Origin of the sequence: Cohaesibacter marisflavi, assembly GCF_900115225.1 — a bacterium.
GTDB lineage: Bacteria > Pseudomonadota > Alphaproteobacteria > Rhizobiales > Cohaesibacteraceae > Cohaesibacter > Cohaesibacter marisflavi.
Genome location: NZ_FOVR01000001.1, coordinates 454,556 through 470,354, shown reverse-complemented (window position 1 = coordinate 470,354; position 15,799 = coordinate 454,556). Strand labels below are relative to the sequence as shown.

The following is a 15,799-nucleotide window of genomic DNA, read 5'->3' as shown; positions in this document are numbered from 1 at the left end:
GAAGAAACATGACGCTTCTTAGCAGTGACACCAAAGGTGTTTTCGCCATTTCGGTCACACCATTCGATGATCAGGGCGCCATCGACTTCGATAGTCTGGATCGCGCGACTGATTTTTACCTCGAAAAAGGCTCCACCGGCATCACCGTGCTCGGCATGATGGGAGAAGCTCCCAAAATGGTGCAGTCCGAGGCAGTCACCATCGCCGAGCGCGTGATCAAGCGCGCCAATGGTGCCCCCATAGTGGTCGGCGTATCCGCACCCGGTCTTGCCGCCGTTGCCGAATTGTCGAAAAAAGCTATGGATCTGGGCGCAGCGGGCGTTATGATCGCACCTCCGGGCAACCTTAAGACCAATGAGCAGATCATTGCCTATTATGGCAATGCCTGTGAGGCTGCGGGCGCCGGGGTACCGGTTGTTTTGCAGGACTTTCCGCACACCACAGGTGTGAACATCTCCACTGATACGCTCAACACCATTCTGGCGCAGAATGAACAGATAGTCATGCTCAAGCATGAAGACTGGCCGGGGCTGGAGAAGGTCACCGCTGTGCGGGAAGCTGAAAAAGGTGGACGCCGACCGATTTCCATTCTCTGCGGCAATGGCGCCCTCTTCTTGCCGGAAGCCATGGCGCGCGGCGCCAATGGTGCCATGACCGGTTTTGCCTATATCGAAATGCTCAGAGATGTGGTTGCCTATGCTGAAAAAGGCGACATAGACCGTGCACAAGACATCTATGATGCCTATCTACCTCTGGTATGCTACGAACAACAGCCGGGCCTTGGCCTCGCTGTACGCAAATATGTGTTGCAGAAACGCGGCGTCATCGCCTCCGAAGCCATGCGCAAACCGGGCAAGGGCTTGACGGCCGCAGCAAAAGCCGAAGTGGATCGTATTATCGCTCGGCAGGAAAAAAGATTGAAGGAGCTTGGCTGATGGATTTCGGTCTTACAGGAAAACGCGCGCTCGTGCTGGGCGCAAGCCGCGGCTTGGGTGCAGCCTCTGCCATTTTGCTGGCAGAAGAAGGCGCGGATGTCATTGCAGCCTCTCGCTCTGGCGCTTTGCCAAAGGGCCTGCCAGACGCGCTTAAGGATAAGGTGAGCACGGTTACGCTCGACATGACGGATGAAGCCTCTGTCGCTGCCATCATTGCACTGCTGGATAAAGACCCTGTCGACATTCTGGTCAACAACTGTGGCGGTCCGGCAGCTGGTCCTGCCAAGGGCCAGAGCACAGTCTCCTGGCAGGCAGCTTTCAACGCTATGGCAATCCCGATGTTTGCCATCACCGACAAGGCGCTGGAAGCCATGAGCGAAAAAGGCTGGGGCCGCGTTGTGACCATAGGCTCGTCAGGTATCGTCAATCCAATCCCGAACCTCGCGCTCTCCAACGGTGTCCGCGGTGCTATTGCGGGCTGGTCCAAGACCTTGGCTAGCGAAGTGGCTTCCGCAGGTATCACCGTCAACATGGTTCTGCCAGGCCGCATCGCAACTGACCGTCTGGCGGAGCTTGATGCTGGCAAAGCGAAGAAATCCGGACAGGATGTGGAAGCCGTCAAGGCAGCTTCCCGTGCAACCATTCCGGCGGGCCGTTATGGCAAACCAGAAGAGTTCGGCGCCGTGGTTACCTTTCTTTGCTCTGAGCAGGCAAGCTTTGTTACCGGCTCCATGCTTCGCGTTGATGGCGGCATGATCAAGGGCCTCTAGGCCTGTCCCCCAAATTTCTCATGAGATAAAGAGCCCTGATGCAGCCTTGCTTCAGGGCTTTTCTTTGACTGAGCGAGTGGAATAGAAAAGGGGTTGGGAGAGTCTTTCTGACAGCGCCAAGTTTGTTGTTTATTGCAACTGCCAACCAATAAGCAACGTCATTATAAGATACAGCATCAACATTAGATCATCTCTAAAATATTTCTGAATATTAAATATGAATATTAGCATTAATTGCATCACATTGTGGTCTTTAGCGAACAAAAATGGTAATTTTTGTAATAATTCAAAGTGATAAGAATTCGCAGCTGATGCTCATCCCGCTCAATGCCGCATGAAAGTCTGCATACGGGAAACGCCAGATCTAATGATCCGCCGAGCTGCAAGAATGAACCGGGCCATACGAGTGAATGAATGAATAGACTGTCGAAGGGAGACCCGGTTATCGGATCGCTTATCGGGGATGATCGCATTGAATGGCTAGCATCGCCCAACTGGGATCTTGCCGAACGCCCACAACGCCACAGGGTCTGGTTTCGCATCATGCTGGTAGTCACTTTTGTAACCAGCGTCTGTTCAATTTTGCTCATTCTCAAGCACCCATCTCTCAAAGATGGATCATCGGACCGACCGATTGCCATCGCCCTCATGGCGATTGCTTTCTGGATCACAGGGTATGCGTGGCTCCATTTGGCTCGCTGTTATTTCCGATTGAAAGCACCGCCTTTCGCAGCCAGACAGGTTCGCTATATTCTGACCGACAAGAAGCTTATTGTCCTGCCGGGAGGCTCCGACAGGCTCCTTGTTCAAAAGGACGACTACTGGCTGTCACGTGCGTCCCTCAAGCCCAACGGATTGGTGCATGATCTTGAATTGCTGTTTGAACACAAGAACAGGCGCGATACTGATCGTCCTATGGGCCCCATAATGCTGCGCGCACTAGACAATGCCGAAACAATAAAAGACGTGATCAGCCAACATTTTTCGACAGCTCCAGCCCGGCAAAACTTCATGCAAGGGCAGGATTAAACGCTCTGCTCGTTGGCCAAACGCGTGACCATTGTGACAAGTGCATCACCTGCAATGTCCAGTGGGCCAGAATTGTCCAGATGCGTGGTCTCATCACCAAAAAGCGGATCAGTGGATAGCTCTGCGGTTCGAGCCAGTCGTCTTTCAATTTCTTCAGCACTCTCCCGGCCCCGTTGCGCAAGCCGTCTGGCAAGGATATCCGGTGCAACGGTCAGATTGATTACCCTTAGCTGCGGGAATTGCTCTTTTAAGATCGGGATGGTTTTGCGAGATCCATTGGCGATGGCAACGCCTCCAGCGGCCATGTGGTCAAGTAATGAAACTGGCAGGCCATAATAGAGACCATGAGCGCCCCACGAGATAACGAAGCGCCCCTGCAATTCGGCTTTTTGAAATTCTGCTACACTCATGCTCTCGTGTTCTTCGCTTGGATCTCCGTCCTTGCGGGTGATGCAACGTCGTACAAAAAGAATACGGGGATCATCCAGAAGCTTTTCGCGCGCATAGGCCAGAAGGCTGTCCTTGCCCGATCCACTCGGGCCGACGAGCAGAACGAGAGCGCCAGCAGAATGAGAGGTCACCTCTTTGCTATCTTGGATCACCATTGCCACTCCCCCATGTCTTATTCGTCTCGCTGACCATATTTCGCTCAGGCAACTCTTGATCCCGTGCGCCAGACCTGACGGATGACAGGCGTGTTTCGCGACTTTTTCACGCGCACCATATCGCCCCGCTTGCCGACTTCAAGTGCCCCGCGATCATCGAGCCCCACAGCCTTGGCGGGCGTATCGGAGATAAGACGGACTGCCTCGGGCAGGCTCAGCTTCTTGTCCTGATCGGCCAAACGGAACACGGCCTGCACCAGTGAGAATGGGATATAGTCCGAAGACAGAATATCGAGCACCCCCAGATCAACCAGATCGCTTGCAGCGATGTTTCCCGAATGAGAGCCGCCGCGCACGATATTGGGCGCGCCCATCAATACGGCAAGCCCGGCCTGATGGGAAGCCTTGGCGGCCTCAATCGTGGTGGGGAACTCCGCCACATGCACATCATGGCGCACGGACTCTTCTACATGTGCGATGGTTGCATCATCGTGGGAGGCCAGAATAACGCCGCGCTCACGACAAATATCGGCGATTTCCGTGCGATGGCGATCAGAATTGCGCTCGGAAGCGGCCGAGCGCCGCTCGCACATCTCTCGGAAGTCCTGATCGGACATCTTCAGTTTGCCTTTGTAATAGACAGCATATTGCTCGATATCGACAAACTGGCGTTGACCGGGGGCATGATCCATAACGGAGACCAGCTTGATCAGGTCATATTTGTCAAACTGGTGAAAGGCGGTCAGGCAATCATCGGCAGAGACTTCACAGCGAAGATGGATAAAGTGGTCCGCCCTCAAGGTGTCTTCTTCCACGCCACGCTGAAAGGCATCAGCCATGGTCTTCATGTCGTCATAGGAAAGATCGGCATCATGATCGATACCAACGCGCAAGGCATCAAACACCGTGGTGATACCGGATGTTGCGATTTGCGCATCATGAGAGAGCACCGCCGCCATGGCACTCCAGCGCACTTTCGGACGTGGGGCATAATGGCCCTCGACGTGATCCGTGTGCAATTCGACGAAACCGGGCAGCAGGAAATCACCTTCCATATCTTCAGCGGTTCTGTCCAATGCGGCGCTCAGCGCTCCTTCGGCGATATCATCAATCATGCCGTCTTTGACATGCACGGACCCTTTGACGATCTCGTCGCGCATGACGATCGTGGCATTCTTCAAAAGCAATTCGTTCTTCATTTGCAAAATTCCTTTGGCAGCAAACCTGCGGCAGATCTAGCCAATCCGTATTTGTCGTCGAACCGTGAAGAAGCCGCCCTGCTCCGGTTCTTCATACAGTGCCAGCGAGAGCACTTCCCTTGGCTCTTCGATATGGGAGGCAAAATGCGCCACGAGCGCAGAATGGAATGCGGGCGCAAGGGCATCGGGCACAGGATTGGTGAGGGTCATGTGAAAGCGGAAATCATCGAATATGTAGGGGTAGCCCCATGAAAACAGATTGTCGCGCTGACTTTTTGTCAGCTTGTCGGGATTACGGCGTACAATGTCTTTTTCTTCAAGAGGCGCACGAAAGGCGTCAAAATCCTGCACAAGATTGGAAGCAAGTCTCTTGAGCGGCTCGGAAGGCTCACTGGGGCGCAGGGCAAAGAAAGCCCCCAGTTGGCCAACCTCAAATCTGGGTAAGGTGAAGGGCTTCAGTGTCTTGCAGTAGGCCTCCAACTTCGTTTCCAGCTCTTCGATGCTTTTGCCCTCGGCCAGCGCGAACGGAGCCTTGAGCGTGCCGTGGAAGCCGTAGCGTCTGGCCGATGCGGTCAGTGCGTCGAATTGTTCAAGGTCTATGCCATCCACCAGCGAAGGGCGCGCCACGCTCGCACCGGAGAACACGTCCCTGCCCAGCCAGTCGGCGGCGGCGCTGTTGAGAGGATCTTCTGCGAGGGGAACAAAAAAAATGGCGTAGCGTGGCACGGGACATCTTCCTTAGGCTGGGTATTGGATCAGAGAAGCGACTCTGAAGGTCGATTGGGGCGATTTTCCGATTGCCCAAATCGCGTGTTGTTTGCTTGCGGGTGATGAAGAGGCCGGACTAGCCCTTCGTCAGCTTGGTGCGCAGCTTGTTGGAGATGGTATCGAACACATAGACCACAATCAGAATGAGAATGACCATGTAGAACACATTCTCCCAATCCTGATTGGTGCGCATGGCTTCCCAGAGTTTGAGGCCGATGCCGCCTGCGCCGACCGCGCCGATGATCGTGGCCGAGCGGGTGTTGGATTCCCAGAAATAGAGCGACTGGGACAGGAACACCGGCAGCACCTGAGGCACAACACCATAACGCTGCACCAGAACCGGGCTGGCTCCAAGCGACTTGATCCCCTCGCGCTGCTTGTCGTCGATATTCTCGAGAGTTTCCGCGTTCAGTTTGCCCAATGTTCCGGTGTCGGTAAAGAAGATTGCCGAGATGCCAGCCAGCGGCCCCGGTCCGAAAGCACGGGTGAAGAACAAAGCCCAGATGAGCATATCAACCGAGCGCTGGAAGTCGAAAAAGCGCTTGATGACCTGATTGAGAAAGCGGTTCGGCGTGACATTTCTAGCCGCAAGAAACGACAGGGGAAAGGCAATGATGGAAGCAAAGAGCGTACCGACAAAGGCCATGACTATGGTCTGCATCAGTTTGAGCCAGACATCCCCATGCTGCCACTCGCCATTGTTGAGGATATTGTCTATAGCCAGCATGAAGTTGGATTGCTCTGGGTCGATCCGATCGCCGGACATAATAAGGCTGAACACCTCCCCCGCACTCTTCTTCCAGAAGGGCGAATTGGTATCGAAGATGAAATTTTCCCACCCCAGAAAGCGGTGATGCACCTTGACCTTATAGTCTTGCACTTCGACGCGGCCATCAAAGCCGAAACGGGCGACGACCTTTTCATTTTCATATTTCTGCTGGGCCCAGCTGGGCAATTGGCCGCGCGGATGAACAGCCTTGTCCCGCTCCACATCGATGACCAACGTCTCATCACCCTTGGTGATGGTCACCAAACCCGGTATCACAGTGACATGGGCCGGGCCGATGGAAACCTCGGCCTTGGTGGTCACTGTCTTGATCTCGGCCTTGGCCTCTTGACTTGCTCCACCGACATCAGATGGGTTCTCGGCCGTCGGGGCATCCGCAGCCATGAAGCTGAAACTTGACGCTGGCTTGGCGGGCTCGGCGGGTTTTTCCGCCGTTGGTGCATCCGGAGCCATAAAGGAGAAAGCCTGCGCAGGAGCGGCAGATTCATACTGTTCCACCTCAGGCATGATCTCCTTTGTTTCTTGGGATTCGACGATCCAGTCAGGATGCGGGTCCTTGCCTAAAGCGGAGAAACGCGGAAATTCGATGCTGAGATAGTCGTTCTCGAACTTGATATCAGGTCGGGCTTCATAAGAGATCCAGTCGGCGAGATAAGCACCGGCGATATCCCAGTTGCCATTGGAAATCACCTTGCCGATATGCAGAAAGCTGGAGCCGACAAAGGCATAGATGATCACGGCAATAAATATGATCAGACCACGGAACCGCTTGAAAAAACTCGGCTTGAAGACCGCCGGATAACGCGCGATCATCTCTTGCATATCAGGTTGCATGGGTGAGGCAGCAATCGTGTTCATGGTGAAATCTCCCGTTACGCGCTTGCGCCAAAGGCAAAGGCCTGATTGCCGACAATCTTTTTGCGCAGCCAGGCAGAGAACTGATCGATGGCGATGATCGTAACAAAGAGCAGCAGGACGATTGCCAGCGTCTTTGCTTCATGGCCACGCGAGATGGAGAGACGCAGCGCCTCGCCAATGCCGCCGCCGCCAACAGCACCAATGATGGTGGAGGCACGCACATTGATTTCCAACCGCAGCAAAGCATAGGACAGGAAGTTTGGCAGCACCTGCGGCACGATGCCGAACCAGACGCGCTCGACCCAATTGGCGCCCACGGCCTGAAGCCCCTCGTCGGCCTTCATGTCGGCATTCTCGACCACTTCGAAGAACATCTTGCCCAGCGACCCGATGGTATGGATAGCAACCGCGATCATCGCTGGCACAGCCCCGATTGTCAGCACAGCCACAAAGAAACCGGCAATTACGATTTCAGGGAAGGCACGCAGTATTTCAAGGATGCGGCGCACGACAAAGCGCAGCCATTTTTTCGTCGTCAGGTTGCTTGCTGCAAGGAAGCAGAGAATAAAGCCCAGGAAAAAGCCAATAAGCGTTGAGAAAATCGCGATATTGATCGTCTCAAGCATCTTGTAGACATATTCGGGCATGTAGAGCGAACCGATGAGATAGACCCGACCGTCCGGATAATTGAACTTCAGGCTGCCGTCAAAATAGGGCGAGGGCAAATCAAACAGGGCACGCCAGATTTCCCATCCGTCGCGCGGGATCATGTCGCCGAAAAAGTCGAAGAAATAGGGAAGTCGATCGAAAAATTTGCCCGCGTTGGTCTCATTGGCAAACCAGAGCGAACCGAACAGCGCAACAAGTAGAATGCCAACGGAAAGAAGGGTATAGCGGCGCCTCTTGCGGCTGAGTTCCTGCCAATGCCGTTCTGTTGCCGCGCAAGCAGGAGACATTTCGACGGGTGGTTTCATGTCTTTCATCTTTCTTCCATAGCGCCCTGTCCCATTGTCAGTGAACTGAACATCAGCAAGGAACTTCCCTTCATGTTCAGATCAGTGACAAGAGAATTGGCCGTGTTTGCCTTGACTGAGAGAAAAGAGAATGACCCGGCGCGACCGGGTCATCCGTGCTTCAATTCAAAGAACCAAAAGCCCGATTATGAGCCAATCTTTGCTTTACGAGCAGCGATGATGGCTTTGTAGAAATCAACATTGACTTCGGTGAAGCCCTTGTAGTTGCCGCCCTGAATGGCAGAGAAGCACTCTGGATCGGCTTCAGGCATGTTCATCATGAAGTTTTTGAATTTGGTTTTCACTTCAGGATCAAGCGTAGAGCGCACAACGACCGGGCCGTTCGGGATCAACGGAGAAATCCAGAGCTGAACCAGATCGTTCATGTCCAGAATGCCCTTGTCGACCATTTTGCGCAGGTTGCCGGAGGAATAGCCGTCTTCGAATTTGCCAACGCCTGAAGCCCAGGTGGTGCCAGCATCAAAGGTGCCTTTGACAACTTCGAGAACGAGGTTCTCATGGCCGCCGCCAAAGCCGGTGGAACCGAAGAATTCTTCTACCGGAGCGCCAACAGCTTCTGGCAGGGTAACGGAAGGAACAAGGAAACCTGAGGTGGAGTCAGGATCGGCAAAACCGAGTTTCTTGCCTTTCATGTCCTTCACATCGGTCATGCCGGAATCTTTGCGCGCCACCATCACGGAGTGATAACCGGTGGAGCCGTCCATCTGCACCGTGGTGAGGATTGGTTCAACAGCATCCGGGTTGGTCAGGTAGGTTTTGGCATAACCAGAAGCGCCCAGCTCGGCATAGTCAAGCGTGCCGCCGAGCAGGCCCTGAATGGTGCCATCATAGTCAGCAGATGGGAACAGGGATACTTTTTCAACGCCCAGAGCTTCTGGCAGTTTGTCGACCATGCACTGGAAGTTACGCAGACGGTCGGCTTCGTTTTCGCCGCCAAGGATACCAATGCGGAATTCTTTTTCAGCAGCGACGGAAGGAGCAGCAGCACCAGCAACGAGAGCAGCCACAGAAACAGCGGCCAGAACAATTTTCTTGAACATTTGACGTCTCCAGATATCAGCCGGTTTTAACCGGCTTCATTCAATGTGAGCTTTTGAGTGGATTATCGATTGGTTGTCTTCAAATCAGAGCCATTTACGCCGGCGAGGCGATCTCTGCGGAGGCCAGCGACATGGCCGGGGCCTTTTCCGTTTCAGAGGATTCCTTGATTGAGGTCGAGGTGATGGCTTCGGAGATCTCGTTTTCCGCTGTCGAGCCGTAAATCATTTTCACCGCATCACTGGTCAAATCCGATGCAGGGCCATCAAAAACAACCTTGCCATGGAACATGCCGATGACACGCTCGCAATAGGTCCGTGCCGTATCCAGCGTGTGCAGGTTGGTAACGACCGTGATGCCGTCGCGCTCATTGATATCCTTGAGGCTGTCCATAACGATTTTTGCGTTGAGCGGATCAAGAGAGGCAATCGGTTCATCAGCCAGAATGACTTTGGGGCTCTGCATCAGGGCGCGGGCGATGGCCACGCGCTGCTGCTGACCACCCGACAAGGTCCCTGCCCGCTGCAGCGCTGTTTGTTCGATGCCGAGGCGTTCGAGCGCCATGAGGGCTTGTGCCCGTTCTTCGGCAGAAAATATATTGAGGAGATTGAGGATCGTGTTGCGATGATTGAGGCGCCCGAGCAGCACATTGGTCAACACATCAAGACGCGGCACAAGGTTGAACTGCTGAAAGATCATGGCGCAATCGCGTTGCCAGTCACGCAGCTCTCGCCCTTTAATGGCAGAGACCTGCTTGTCGCCGAAACTGATGGAACCGTCAGAGGGATCAATGAGGCGGTTGATCATCCGCAGCAAGGTGGATTTGCCTGCGCCGGATCGCCCGATCACCCCAACCATCTGACCTTGAGGAATAGAGACGGTGACCGCATCCACAGCTGTGTTGGCGCCAAATCGGCGTGTCACATTCGTCAATTCCAGCATTTGGTATCTCCTTCGCGGCTTGAACTGAACAAGCCAAAAATCTTGGTTCGGGTTTCAATCTCTAACCCGCGAAGGATTACGCATCTTATGTGACATGTGCTTGTCTCGACCATTTCAGTTCCATGACAAGCTGTGTTTTACAAAGAAAATTGTAACCTTATTACAAAGTCAATATTCCCTTCTATATCATTGAAATTGTGTGTCTTTATACTTCTCAAGAAAGGCTTCCGCTTCCAGATTCCGAAAATCGTCTAGCGCGGCACGCAGGGCTTTATGAGGCCAATCCCACCAGGCCAACGCCTTGAGTCCCTCTGCTATTTCAGGGGAGAAACGCGAGCGAATTGGATTAGCAGGTACGCCACCGACGATCATATAATCGGGCACATCATGGCTAACCACGGCCCCAGCTCCGATGATGGCGCCATCACCAATAGTCACCCCTGGCAGAATGGTGGCGCCATGGCCGATCCAGACATCATGGCCGATGACGACGCGATGATCGCGCCGCCAGTTGATGAAGGTCTCTTCCTGCTCGCAATCATCGAAATAGGCATTTGCTCGATACGTAAAATGATGCAGGGTTGCCCGCCAATATGGATGGTTGGGCGCGTTGATACGGACAGACTGGGCGATGTTAGCGAATTTGCCGATGGTGGCACACCAGATATTGCCGTCCCGCTCAATATAGGAGTAATCCCCCATGGTGCTTTCTATGATCATCGTTCTGTCGCCCACTTCCGTGTAGCGGCCCAGCTCGGAGTCGGTCACGGTTGCTGTGGGATGAATGGTTGGCTTAACGCCCAACTTGTGTGGTCGTTTGGTGACCTCAGTACCTTCGGGCGCATTGTTATTCTGCTCGTTACTCATGTCTCTAGCCTGCTCTTTGCGTTGCATTGCGTTCACCAGTCAGCTTGGCACTTTGCGCAAAATGGGCAACATCGATAATGGCATCCGCGATCTCTTCGCGCACATCCTCATCATGAAAGATGCCAAGAAGCGCCACGTCCTGCTTCTTCTTCTCCCTGATGAGGTCAATGACAACCGCCCGATTGGCGGCATCAAGGGACGCTGTTGGTTCGTCAAGCAGCAGGACGGGATGATTGGTTAGAAAGCCTCGGGCAATATTGACCCTTTGCTGTTCTCCGCCAGAGAAAGTTGCGGGCGGCAACTGCCAGAGCTTTTCTGGCAGATTAAGCCGCGCCAGCATGGAGCCTGCCTTATCACGTGCGCTTGTTACCTCTTCGCCCTGCTCGACCAGGGCTTCTGCGGCGACATCAAGCGCGGGAACGCGCGGCATAGTCCGCAGGAACTGACTTACATAGCCCACCGTTTCGCGCCGCACGGCGAGCACTGTGCGCGGATCTGCCGTTGCGATGTCCACCATTGTCTCGCGATAGGCCACCATGATCTGTCCGCAGTTGGCGCTGTAATTACCGTAGATCATCTTCAGGATGGAGCTTTTGCCAACGCCGGACGGACCGCCCAACACCGCGCATTCCCCTGCGCGCAGGGCAAAATTGACACCCGCAACGACCGGAATGGACACAGAGCCACGCAAATGCATCGTGAAGTTCTTGGCGACATCCGTCAGAATAACCGGTGTCGTCTTGACTATCGATGACAGTGTATTGGAGGACGAAAGTGTGTTTTCCATCTGACGCTCCTAAACCTGAAGAATGGATGAGATGAGAAGCTGGGTATAGGGCGCTTGCGGATCATCAAGCACGCGATCCGTCAGGCCGGTTTCGATGATGCGGCCCTCTTTCATAACCACCATGCGATGGGAAAGCAGGCGCGCCACCGCCAGATCATGCGTGACAACGATGGCGGCGAGCCCCAATTCGGCAACGAGGCTGCGTAGCAGGTCGAGCAAACGGGCCTGCACCGAGACATCAAGACCGCCGGTTGGCTCATCCATGAAGACAAGGCGCGGACCGGTTACCAGATTGCGCGCGATCTGCAATCGCTGACGCATGCCGCCCGAGAAGGCACGGGGCTGGTCATCGATGCGGTCCTTGGCGATCTCCACCTGCTCAAGCCAGTCGGACGCCGTCTGCCGGATATCACCATAATGCTGCTCGCCAATCGCCATAAGACGCTCGCCAACATTGGCTCCGGCTGAAACCGTCATACGCAGGCCATCGGCCGGGTTTTGATGTACAAAGCCCCAATCTGTGCGCATCAGGAAGCGTTTCTCGGCTTCACTCAGGCGGAAAACTTCGCGCATTGTGTCATCGCGCATACGATAGTTGACCATGCCGGAGGTCGGGGTCATGCGCGTGGAGATGCAATCCAGAAGCGTTGTCTTGCCTGAGCCGGATTCCCCGACAATGGCAAGCACCTCACCGGGCCACAAATCGAAGCTCACATCTTCGCAGCCGATACGACGACCGTAATATTTGCTTACAGAGCGCACCTGGAGCAGCGGCTTTTCACTGAGGTCCATGGGGCGCGGCGCAACAAGAGATGTCTTGGGCAGATGATCACCGGCATGAGTCATATCCATATGTCTGGTCATGCGTCCGCTCCTTCCTGACTGATTTGTGCGGAGAGGCTCTCTTCACTTTCATAAATATCCGGAGACAGGGCTCCGCGATGGCCTTTGGCGCGGCGGTCTTCGCAATAGTCGCTGTCAGAGCAGACAAACATGCGCCCGCCCTGATCATCGAGAATGACTTCATCAAGAAACACGCCCGTTCCACCACATAGAGCGCAAGGCTCTTCGAAGGTCTGCACCTCAAAGGGGTAGTCCTCAAAATCGAGGCTTACCACATCGGTATAGGGCGGAATGGCGTAGATGCGCATTTCGCGGCCCGCCCCATAAAGCTGGAGAGCTTCGCTCTGATTCATTTTCGGATTGTCAAATTTCGGGGTTGGCGACGGGTCCATGATGTAACGCCCCTTCACCTTCACCGGATAGGCATAGTTGGTTGCGATATGGCCCTTCTGGGCGATATCCTCATAGAGCTTCACATGCATGAGGCCATAGTCTTCGACCGCATGCATCTTGCGGGTTTCGGTTTCGCGCGGCTCCAGAAAACGCAAGGGTTCGGGGATCGGCACCTGAAAGACAATCACCTGCCCTTCATGCAATTGCTCTTCGGGGATGCGGTGACGGGTCTGGATGACGGACGCCTCACCGGTGTGGGTGGTCGTCTTGACCTTTGCCATTTTGGCAAAGAAGGCCCTGATAGACACCGCATTGGTGGTATCGTCAGCCCCCTGATCGATGACCTTGAGGGTATCGTCCGGTCCGATGATGGAGGCGGTTACCTGCACGCCGCCGGTACCCCACCCATAGGGCATGGGCATTTCGCGGCTGGCAAAGGGCACTTGATAGCCGGGAATGGCAATGCCCTTGAGGATCGCACGGCGGATCATGCGTTTGGTCTGCTCATCGAGATAGGCGAAGTTATAGTCGGCAATGGCGCCCGATTGCGCCTCGCTTGAGCTGAAAGGTGCGGATGTCATTGTGCCGCCTCCTGCGTATCATCCGCCTCTGCTGTTTGCGGACTTGACTCATAGAATTCCGATTGCATCTGGCGCACAAGCTTCAGCTCGGCCTGAAAATCCACATAGTGCGGCAGTTTGAGATGCTCAACAAAGCCGGTTGCCTGCACATTGTCTGCGTGGGAAATGACAAATTCCTCGTCCTGCGCGGGCGCGAGAATGTCCTCTTCCAGCTCCTTGGCCCGCAAGGCTCGGTCACACAGCGCCATGGACATGGACTTGCGCTCTGATTGGCCGAACACCAGCCCGTAGCCTCGGGTGAATTGCGGCGGCACGGTTTTGGAGCCCTTGAACTGGTTGACCATCTGGCACTCGCTCACCTGAATGCGGCCAACGGACACGGCAAAGCCCAACTCCGGAACCTCCACTTCCACATCAACCTCGCCAATCCGGATTTCTCCGGCGAACGGGTGACTGCGCCCAAAGCCGCGCTGGGTGGAATAGCCAAGCGAGAGAAGGAAGCCTTCATCACCACGGGAGAGCGCCTGCAGGCGCAGATCTCGGCTCATGGGGAATTGCATCGGCTTGCGCGTCAAGTCACCCGGCTCGTCCCAATCGCAGCCGCTCTCCGGTTCCTCACTGTCGGCTTCCATCAAACCTTCCCCCGCAATCAGATCCGATACGCGCGGCATAGGCTCATCAGTCTGATCATCTGAAGGATTGACCGCTTCTGGTGCGGGTACCTCTTCATCCGTCGCCAGCGACGGATCAAGCAAGCGGTGGGTATAATCAAAGGTCGGCCCGAGGATCTGCCCGCCGGGCAAATCCTTGAAGGTTGCCGAGATGCGCCGATGGATCTGCATCGCGCTGGTATCCACCAGCTTGGAATATCCCATGCGCGGAAGCGTTGTGCGATAGGCGCGCAACAGGAAGATCGCTTCGATCATGTCTCCACGAGCCTGCTTGATGGCAAGGGCCGCTAATTCCCTGTCATAAAGAGCGCCTTCGCTCATGACCCGATCCACAGCAAGAGCCATTTGTTCGGAGATCTGCTCCAGCGAGATGGCAGGCAGCGCTCTGTCTCCCCGGCGGCGATCTGCCAGCAGCTCGTGCGCGGCCTTGATGGCGGCTTCCCCGCCCTTTACAGCAACATACATATCAGTGCTCCTGCTTGTCAGAGGCGTTGGGATTTGCAAGGGCAATGCGCGTTGTGCGCGGCAAACAGGCAATTGCGTCGGGAGAGACGAAAATGATGTCGACACCGCGAGGAAAGAGCGCGTGATTGTCTTGCCACTGGGACACAAACAAAGAGGAAAGCACCGAGACCGTCAGGCTATTCTGATCCTTGATGCCGGGACCGGAAAGACACCATTGCGGCTTGTCGCTTAATGCTTCTACCTCGATGATCAATGTGGCGGAGCGATCCGGATAATCCTGTGACCCTTTGGCGAAGCCATCGAGCGCGGGCATCTCCTTGCCACCTTTCAACACAGCGAAAGACGCCTCTGAAGGCTCGGCGGCAAATGGCGCGCCGATATGGAAGGTCAACCAATTTACAAGGGCGCTGTTGTCTGCGAGAGCCTCTTCCAGCCATACCGATGTATCCGCATCGGCCAATGTCGCCAGAACCGCTGCCGTCAATGGATAGATGGACGCTGGAGGCTGCGCGTCGGTTTTTAGCGGATGAATTGTACCGGGGCGAGCCATGGCATCCATGATAGAGCGAAAAAGGCGTTGGGTTTGAAAAACGGGGTCTCCTAACCCGCCGATCATCGCATCCAGATTCGCCCCTGTGGCTGGATTGTTAGACATCATTTCAGCCATCAGTCGTCTCCTCTGACCATTGTGAAGAAATTGACGCGGGTGGCCTGCGTTTGTGCCGCCCTGCCCTTATCTTTGTCCGTTGCCAGTTTTTTGAGGGGAGCAAGTATGGACATTTCGATCCGCACTTCCATCTCGGGATCGCTTGCCATCGCGTCGATCACAGCGGCCAGCTTTGCCTTGCCATGATCGCGTCCGAGCATGAGCGCATGGCCGATGGCACCATTTTCCATACGCACTGTGGCGCGCGTCATGGTGGCTTCACCAAAGTTGAAGGGTGCCCCGCCTCCTCCGATGCGTCCGCGCAAGGCTACCAATCCGGTTTCTGGCCCGCGCAGCAGTTCGCAGCCGGGGTCAAGCTCTAGCGTCTTCCAGAGCCGGATCAGTTCCGCCATTTGGGCATGAGCCAGAACAGACATGCGCTCTTGCCGTGCTTTTTGCTGTGGCGAGAGGGCTTCCCGTGCCTTTTCATTGCTTTGGGCCTTTTCAGCATAGGCTGCCTCGGCCTGTGATGATTGGGTGTGTTGCATGATGGTCATTCCAGTTTGGGGTCAAATCCGGTT

The 15,799-nt window shown here is 55.0% G+C and carries 17 protein-coding genes; 3 read left to right on the top strand and 14 right to left on the bottom strand.

Annotated elements, in window-relative coordinates; translation table 11 throughout:
• Positions 1–8 precede the first annotated feature (8 nt).
• From BM258_RS02025 to BM258_RS02015, 3 genes are all read left to right on the top strand, one after another.
• Positions 9–935 carry a dihydrodipicolinate synthase family protein gene (locus BM258_RS02025; RefSeq protein ID WP_090068311.1) on the top strand — a complete coding sequence of 309 codons (927 nt, stop codon included), beginning with the start codon at positions 9–11 and terminating at the stop codon, positions 933–935.
• A complete protein-coding gene (locus tag BM258_RS02020; protein WP_090068309.1) occupies positions 935–1,705 on the top strand; it encodes an SDR family oxidoreductase in 771 nt (256 codons plus the stop codon). Before BM258_RS02025 ends, BM258_RS02020 begins: the two co-directional genes overlap by 1 nt.
• 414 nt (positions 1,706–2,119) lie before the next feature.
• Positions 2,120–2,734: a hypothetical protein gene (locus BM258_RS02015; protein ID WP_090068307.1), complete on the top strand. Its 615-nt coding sequence runs from the start codon at positions 2,120–2,122 to the stop codon at positions 2,732–2,734.
• On the opposite strand, the gene phnN is transcribed toward BM258_RS02015, so the two are convergent.
• The 14 genes from phnN to phnG all read right to left on the bottom strand — a co-directional run bounded on the left by phnN (position 2,731) and on the right by phnG (position 15,766).
• Complete coding sequence (gene phnN, locus BM258_RS02010) at positions 2,731–3,339, bottom strand: phosphonate metabolism protein/1,5-bisphosphokinase (PRPP-forming) PhnN (RefSeq protein ID WP_090068305.1); 609 nt, start codon at positions 3,337–3,339, stop codon at positions 2,731–2,733. The two genes, BM258_RS02015 and phnN, sit on opposite strands and share 4 nt — an antisense overlap.
• A 44-nt stretch (positions 3,340–3,383) precedes the next feature.
• On the bottom strand, positions 3,384–4,538 hold the full coding sequence (locus BM258_RS02005; protein WP_090068304.1) for an alpha-D-ribose 1-methylphosphonate 5-triphosphate diphosphatase: 1,155 nt from the start codon (positions 4,536–4,538) through the stop codon (positions 3,384–3,386).
• A gap of 36 nt (positions 4,539–4,574) precedes the next feature.
• Entirely contained in the window at positions 4,575–5,264 is a 690-nt protein-coding gene (locus BM258_RS02000; protein ID WP_090068302.1) for a DUF1045 domain-containing protein, read from the bottom strand.
• A gap of 118 nt (positions 5,265–5,382) precedes the next feature.
• Complete coding sequence (gene phnE / locus BM258_RS01995) at positions 5,383–6,951, bottom strand: phosphonate ABC transporter, permease protein PhnE (protein ID WP_244544557.1); 1,569 nt, start codon at positions 6,949–6,951, stop codon at positions 5,383–5,385.
• Positions 6,952–6,965: 14 nt separating this feature from the next.
• Positions 6,966–7,934, bottom strand: a complete 969-nt coding sequence (gene phnE, locus BM258_RS01990) for a phosphonate ABC transporter, permease protein PhnE (RefSeq protein WP_090068300.1) — start codon at positions 7,932–7,934, stop codon at positions 6,966–6,968.
• 176 nt (positions 7,935–8,110) lie between these two features.
• Positions 8,111–9,025: a phosphonate ABC transporter substrate-binding protein gene (phnD, locus tag BM258_RS01985; protein WP_090068298.1), complete on the bottom strand. Its 915-nt coding sequence runs from the start codon at positions 9,023–9,025 to the stop codon at positions 8,111–8,113.
• Between the two features lie 94 nt (positions 9,026–9,119).
• Positions 9,120–9,965 (bottom strand): phosphonate ABC transporter ATP-binding protein, encoded by an 846-nt coding sequence (gene phnC, locus BM258_RS01980; RefSeq protein WP_090068295.1) that lies wholly within the window; start codon positions 9,963–9,965, stop codon positions 9,120–9,122.
• A 186-nt stretch (positions 9,966–10,151) separates the two neighbouring features.
• Positions 10,152–10,832, bottom strand: coding sequence for a DapH/DapD/GlmU-related protein (locus BM258_RS01975; RefSeq protein ID WP_090068293.1), 681 nt, complete (start codon positions 10,830–10,832; stop codon positions 10,152–10,154).
• 4 nt (positions 10,833–10,836) lie between these two features.
• The gene (gene phnL, locus BM258_RS01970; protein WP_090068291.1) at positions 10,837–11,619 is read right to left on the bottom strand and encodes a phosphonate C-P lyase system protein PhnL; all 783 of its coding nucleotides are present in this window, start codon (positions 11,617–11,619) and stop codon (positions 10,837–10,839) included.
• A gap of 9 nt (positions 11,620–11,628) precedes the next feature.
• Positions 11,629–12,411, bottom strand: a complete 783-nt coding sequence (phnK, locus tag BM258_RS01965; protein ID WP_090068940.1) for a phosphonate C-P lyase system protein PhnK — start codon at positions 12,409–12,411, stop codon at positions 11,629–11,631.
• A gap of 68 nt (positions 12,412–12,479) precedes the next feature.
• The gene (locus BM258_RS01960) at positions 12,480–13,436 is read right to left on the bottom strand and encodes an alpha-D-ribose 1-methylphosphonate 5-phosphate C-P-lyase PhnJ (RefSeq protein ID WP_090068289.1); all 957 of its coding nucleotides are present in this window, start codon (positions 13,434–13,436) and stop codon (positions 12,480–12,482) included.
• Positions 13,433–14,572, bottom strand: a complete 1,140-nt coding sequence (locus tag BM258_RS01955) for a carbon-phosphorus lyase complex subunit (protein WP_090068287.1) — start codon at positions 14,570–14,572, stop codon at positions 13,433–13,435. Before BM258_RS01955 ends, BM258_RS01960 begins: the two co-directional genes overlap by 4 nt.
• A gap of 1 nt (position 14,573) precedes the next feature.
• Positions 14,574–15,239 carry a phosphonate C-P lyase system protein PhnH gene (phnH, locus tag BM258_RS01950; protein ID WP_244544556.1) on the bottom strand — a complete coding sequence of 222 codons (666 nt, stop codon included), beginning with the start codon at positions 15,237–15,239 and terminating at the stop codon, positions 14,574–14,576.
• On the bottom strand, positions 15,239–15,766 hold the full coding sequence (gene phnG, locus BM258_RS01945; RefSeq protein ID WP_090068935.1) for a phosphonate C-P lyase system protein PhnG: 528 nt from the start codon (positions 15,764–15,766) through the stop codon (positions 15,239–15,241). The genes phnH and phnG overlap by 1 nt, the downstream gene beginning before the upstream one ends.
• Positions 15,767–15,799: the final 33 nt, after the last annotated feature.

What these genes read in the sequence shown, in the direction of transcription:
- BM258_RS02025 (WP_090068311.1), top strand. Translation starts at nt 9, where the DNA reads ATGACGCTTCTTAGCAGTGACACCAAAGGTGTTTTCGCCATTTCGGTC.
- BM258_RS02020 (WP_090068309.1), top strand. Translation starts at nt 935, where the DNA reads ATGGATTTCGGTCTTACAGGAAAACGCGCGCTCGTGCTGGGCGCAAGC.
- BM258_RS02015 (WP_090068307.1), top strand. Translation starts at nt 2,120, where the DNA reads ATGAATAGACTGTCGAAGGGAGACCCGGTTATCGGATCGCTTATCGGG.
- phnN (WP_090068305.1), bottom strand. Translation starts at nt 3,339, where the DNA reads ATGGTGATCCAAGATAGCAAAGAGGTGACCTCTCATTCTGCTGGCGCT.
- BM258_RS02005 (WP_090068304.1), bottom strand. Translation starts at nt 4,538, where the DNA reads ATGAAGAACGAATTGCTTTTGAAGAATGCCACGATCGTCATGCGCGAC.
- phnE (WP_244544557.1), bottom strand. Translation starts at nt 6,951, where the DNA reads ATGAACACGATTGCTGCCTCACCCATGCAACCTGATATGCAAGAGATG.
- phnE (WP_090068300.1), bottom strand. Translation starts at nt 7,934, where the DNA reads ATGAAAGACATGAAACCACCCGTCGAAATGTCTCCTGCTTGCGCGGCA.
- phnD (WP_090068298.1), bottom strand. Translation starts at nt 9,025, where the DNA reads ATGTTCAAGAAAATTGTTCTGGCCGCTGTTTCTGTGGCTGCTCTCGTT.
- phnC (WP_090068295.1), bottom strand. Translation starts at nt 9,965, where the DNA reads ATGCTGGAATTGACGAATGTGACACGCCGATTTGGCGCCAACACAGCT.
- BM258_RS01975 (WP_090068293.1), bottom strand. Translation starts at nt 10,832, where the DNA reads ATGAGTAACGAGCAGAATAACAATGCGCCCGAAGGTACTGAGGTCACC.
- phnL (WP_090068291.1), bottom strand. Translation starts at nt 11,619, where the DNA reads ATGGAAAACACACTTTCGTCCTCCAATACACTGTCATCGATAGTCAAG.
- phnK (WP_090068940.1), bottom strand. Translation starts at nt 12,411, where the DNA reads ATGGACCTCAGTGAAAAGCCGCTGCTCCAGGTGCGCTCTGTAAGCAAA.
- BM258_RS01960 (WP_090068289.1), bottom strand. Translation starts at nt 13,436, where the DNA reads ATGACATCCGCACCTTTCAGCTCAAGCGAGGCGCAATCGGGCGCCATT.
- BM258_RS01955 (WP_090068287.1), bottom strand. Translation starts at nt 14,572, where the DNA reads ATGTATGTTGCTGTAAAGGGCGGGGAAGCCGCCATCAAGGCCGCGCAC.
- phnH (WP_244544556.1), bottom strand. Translation starts at nt 15,239, where the DNA reads ATGGCTGAAATGATGTCTAACAATCCAGCCACAGGGGCGAATCTGGAT.
- phnG (WP_090068935.1), bottom strand. Translation starts at nt 15,766, where the DNA reads ATGCAACACACCCAATCATCACAGGCCGAGGCAGCCTATGCTGAAAAG.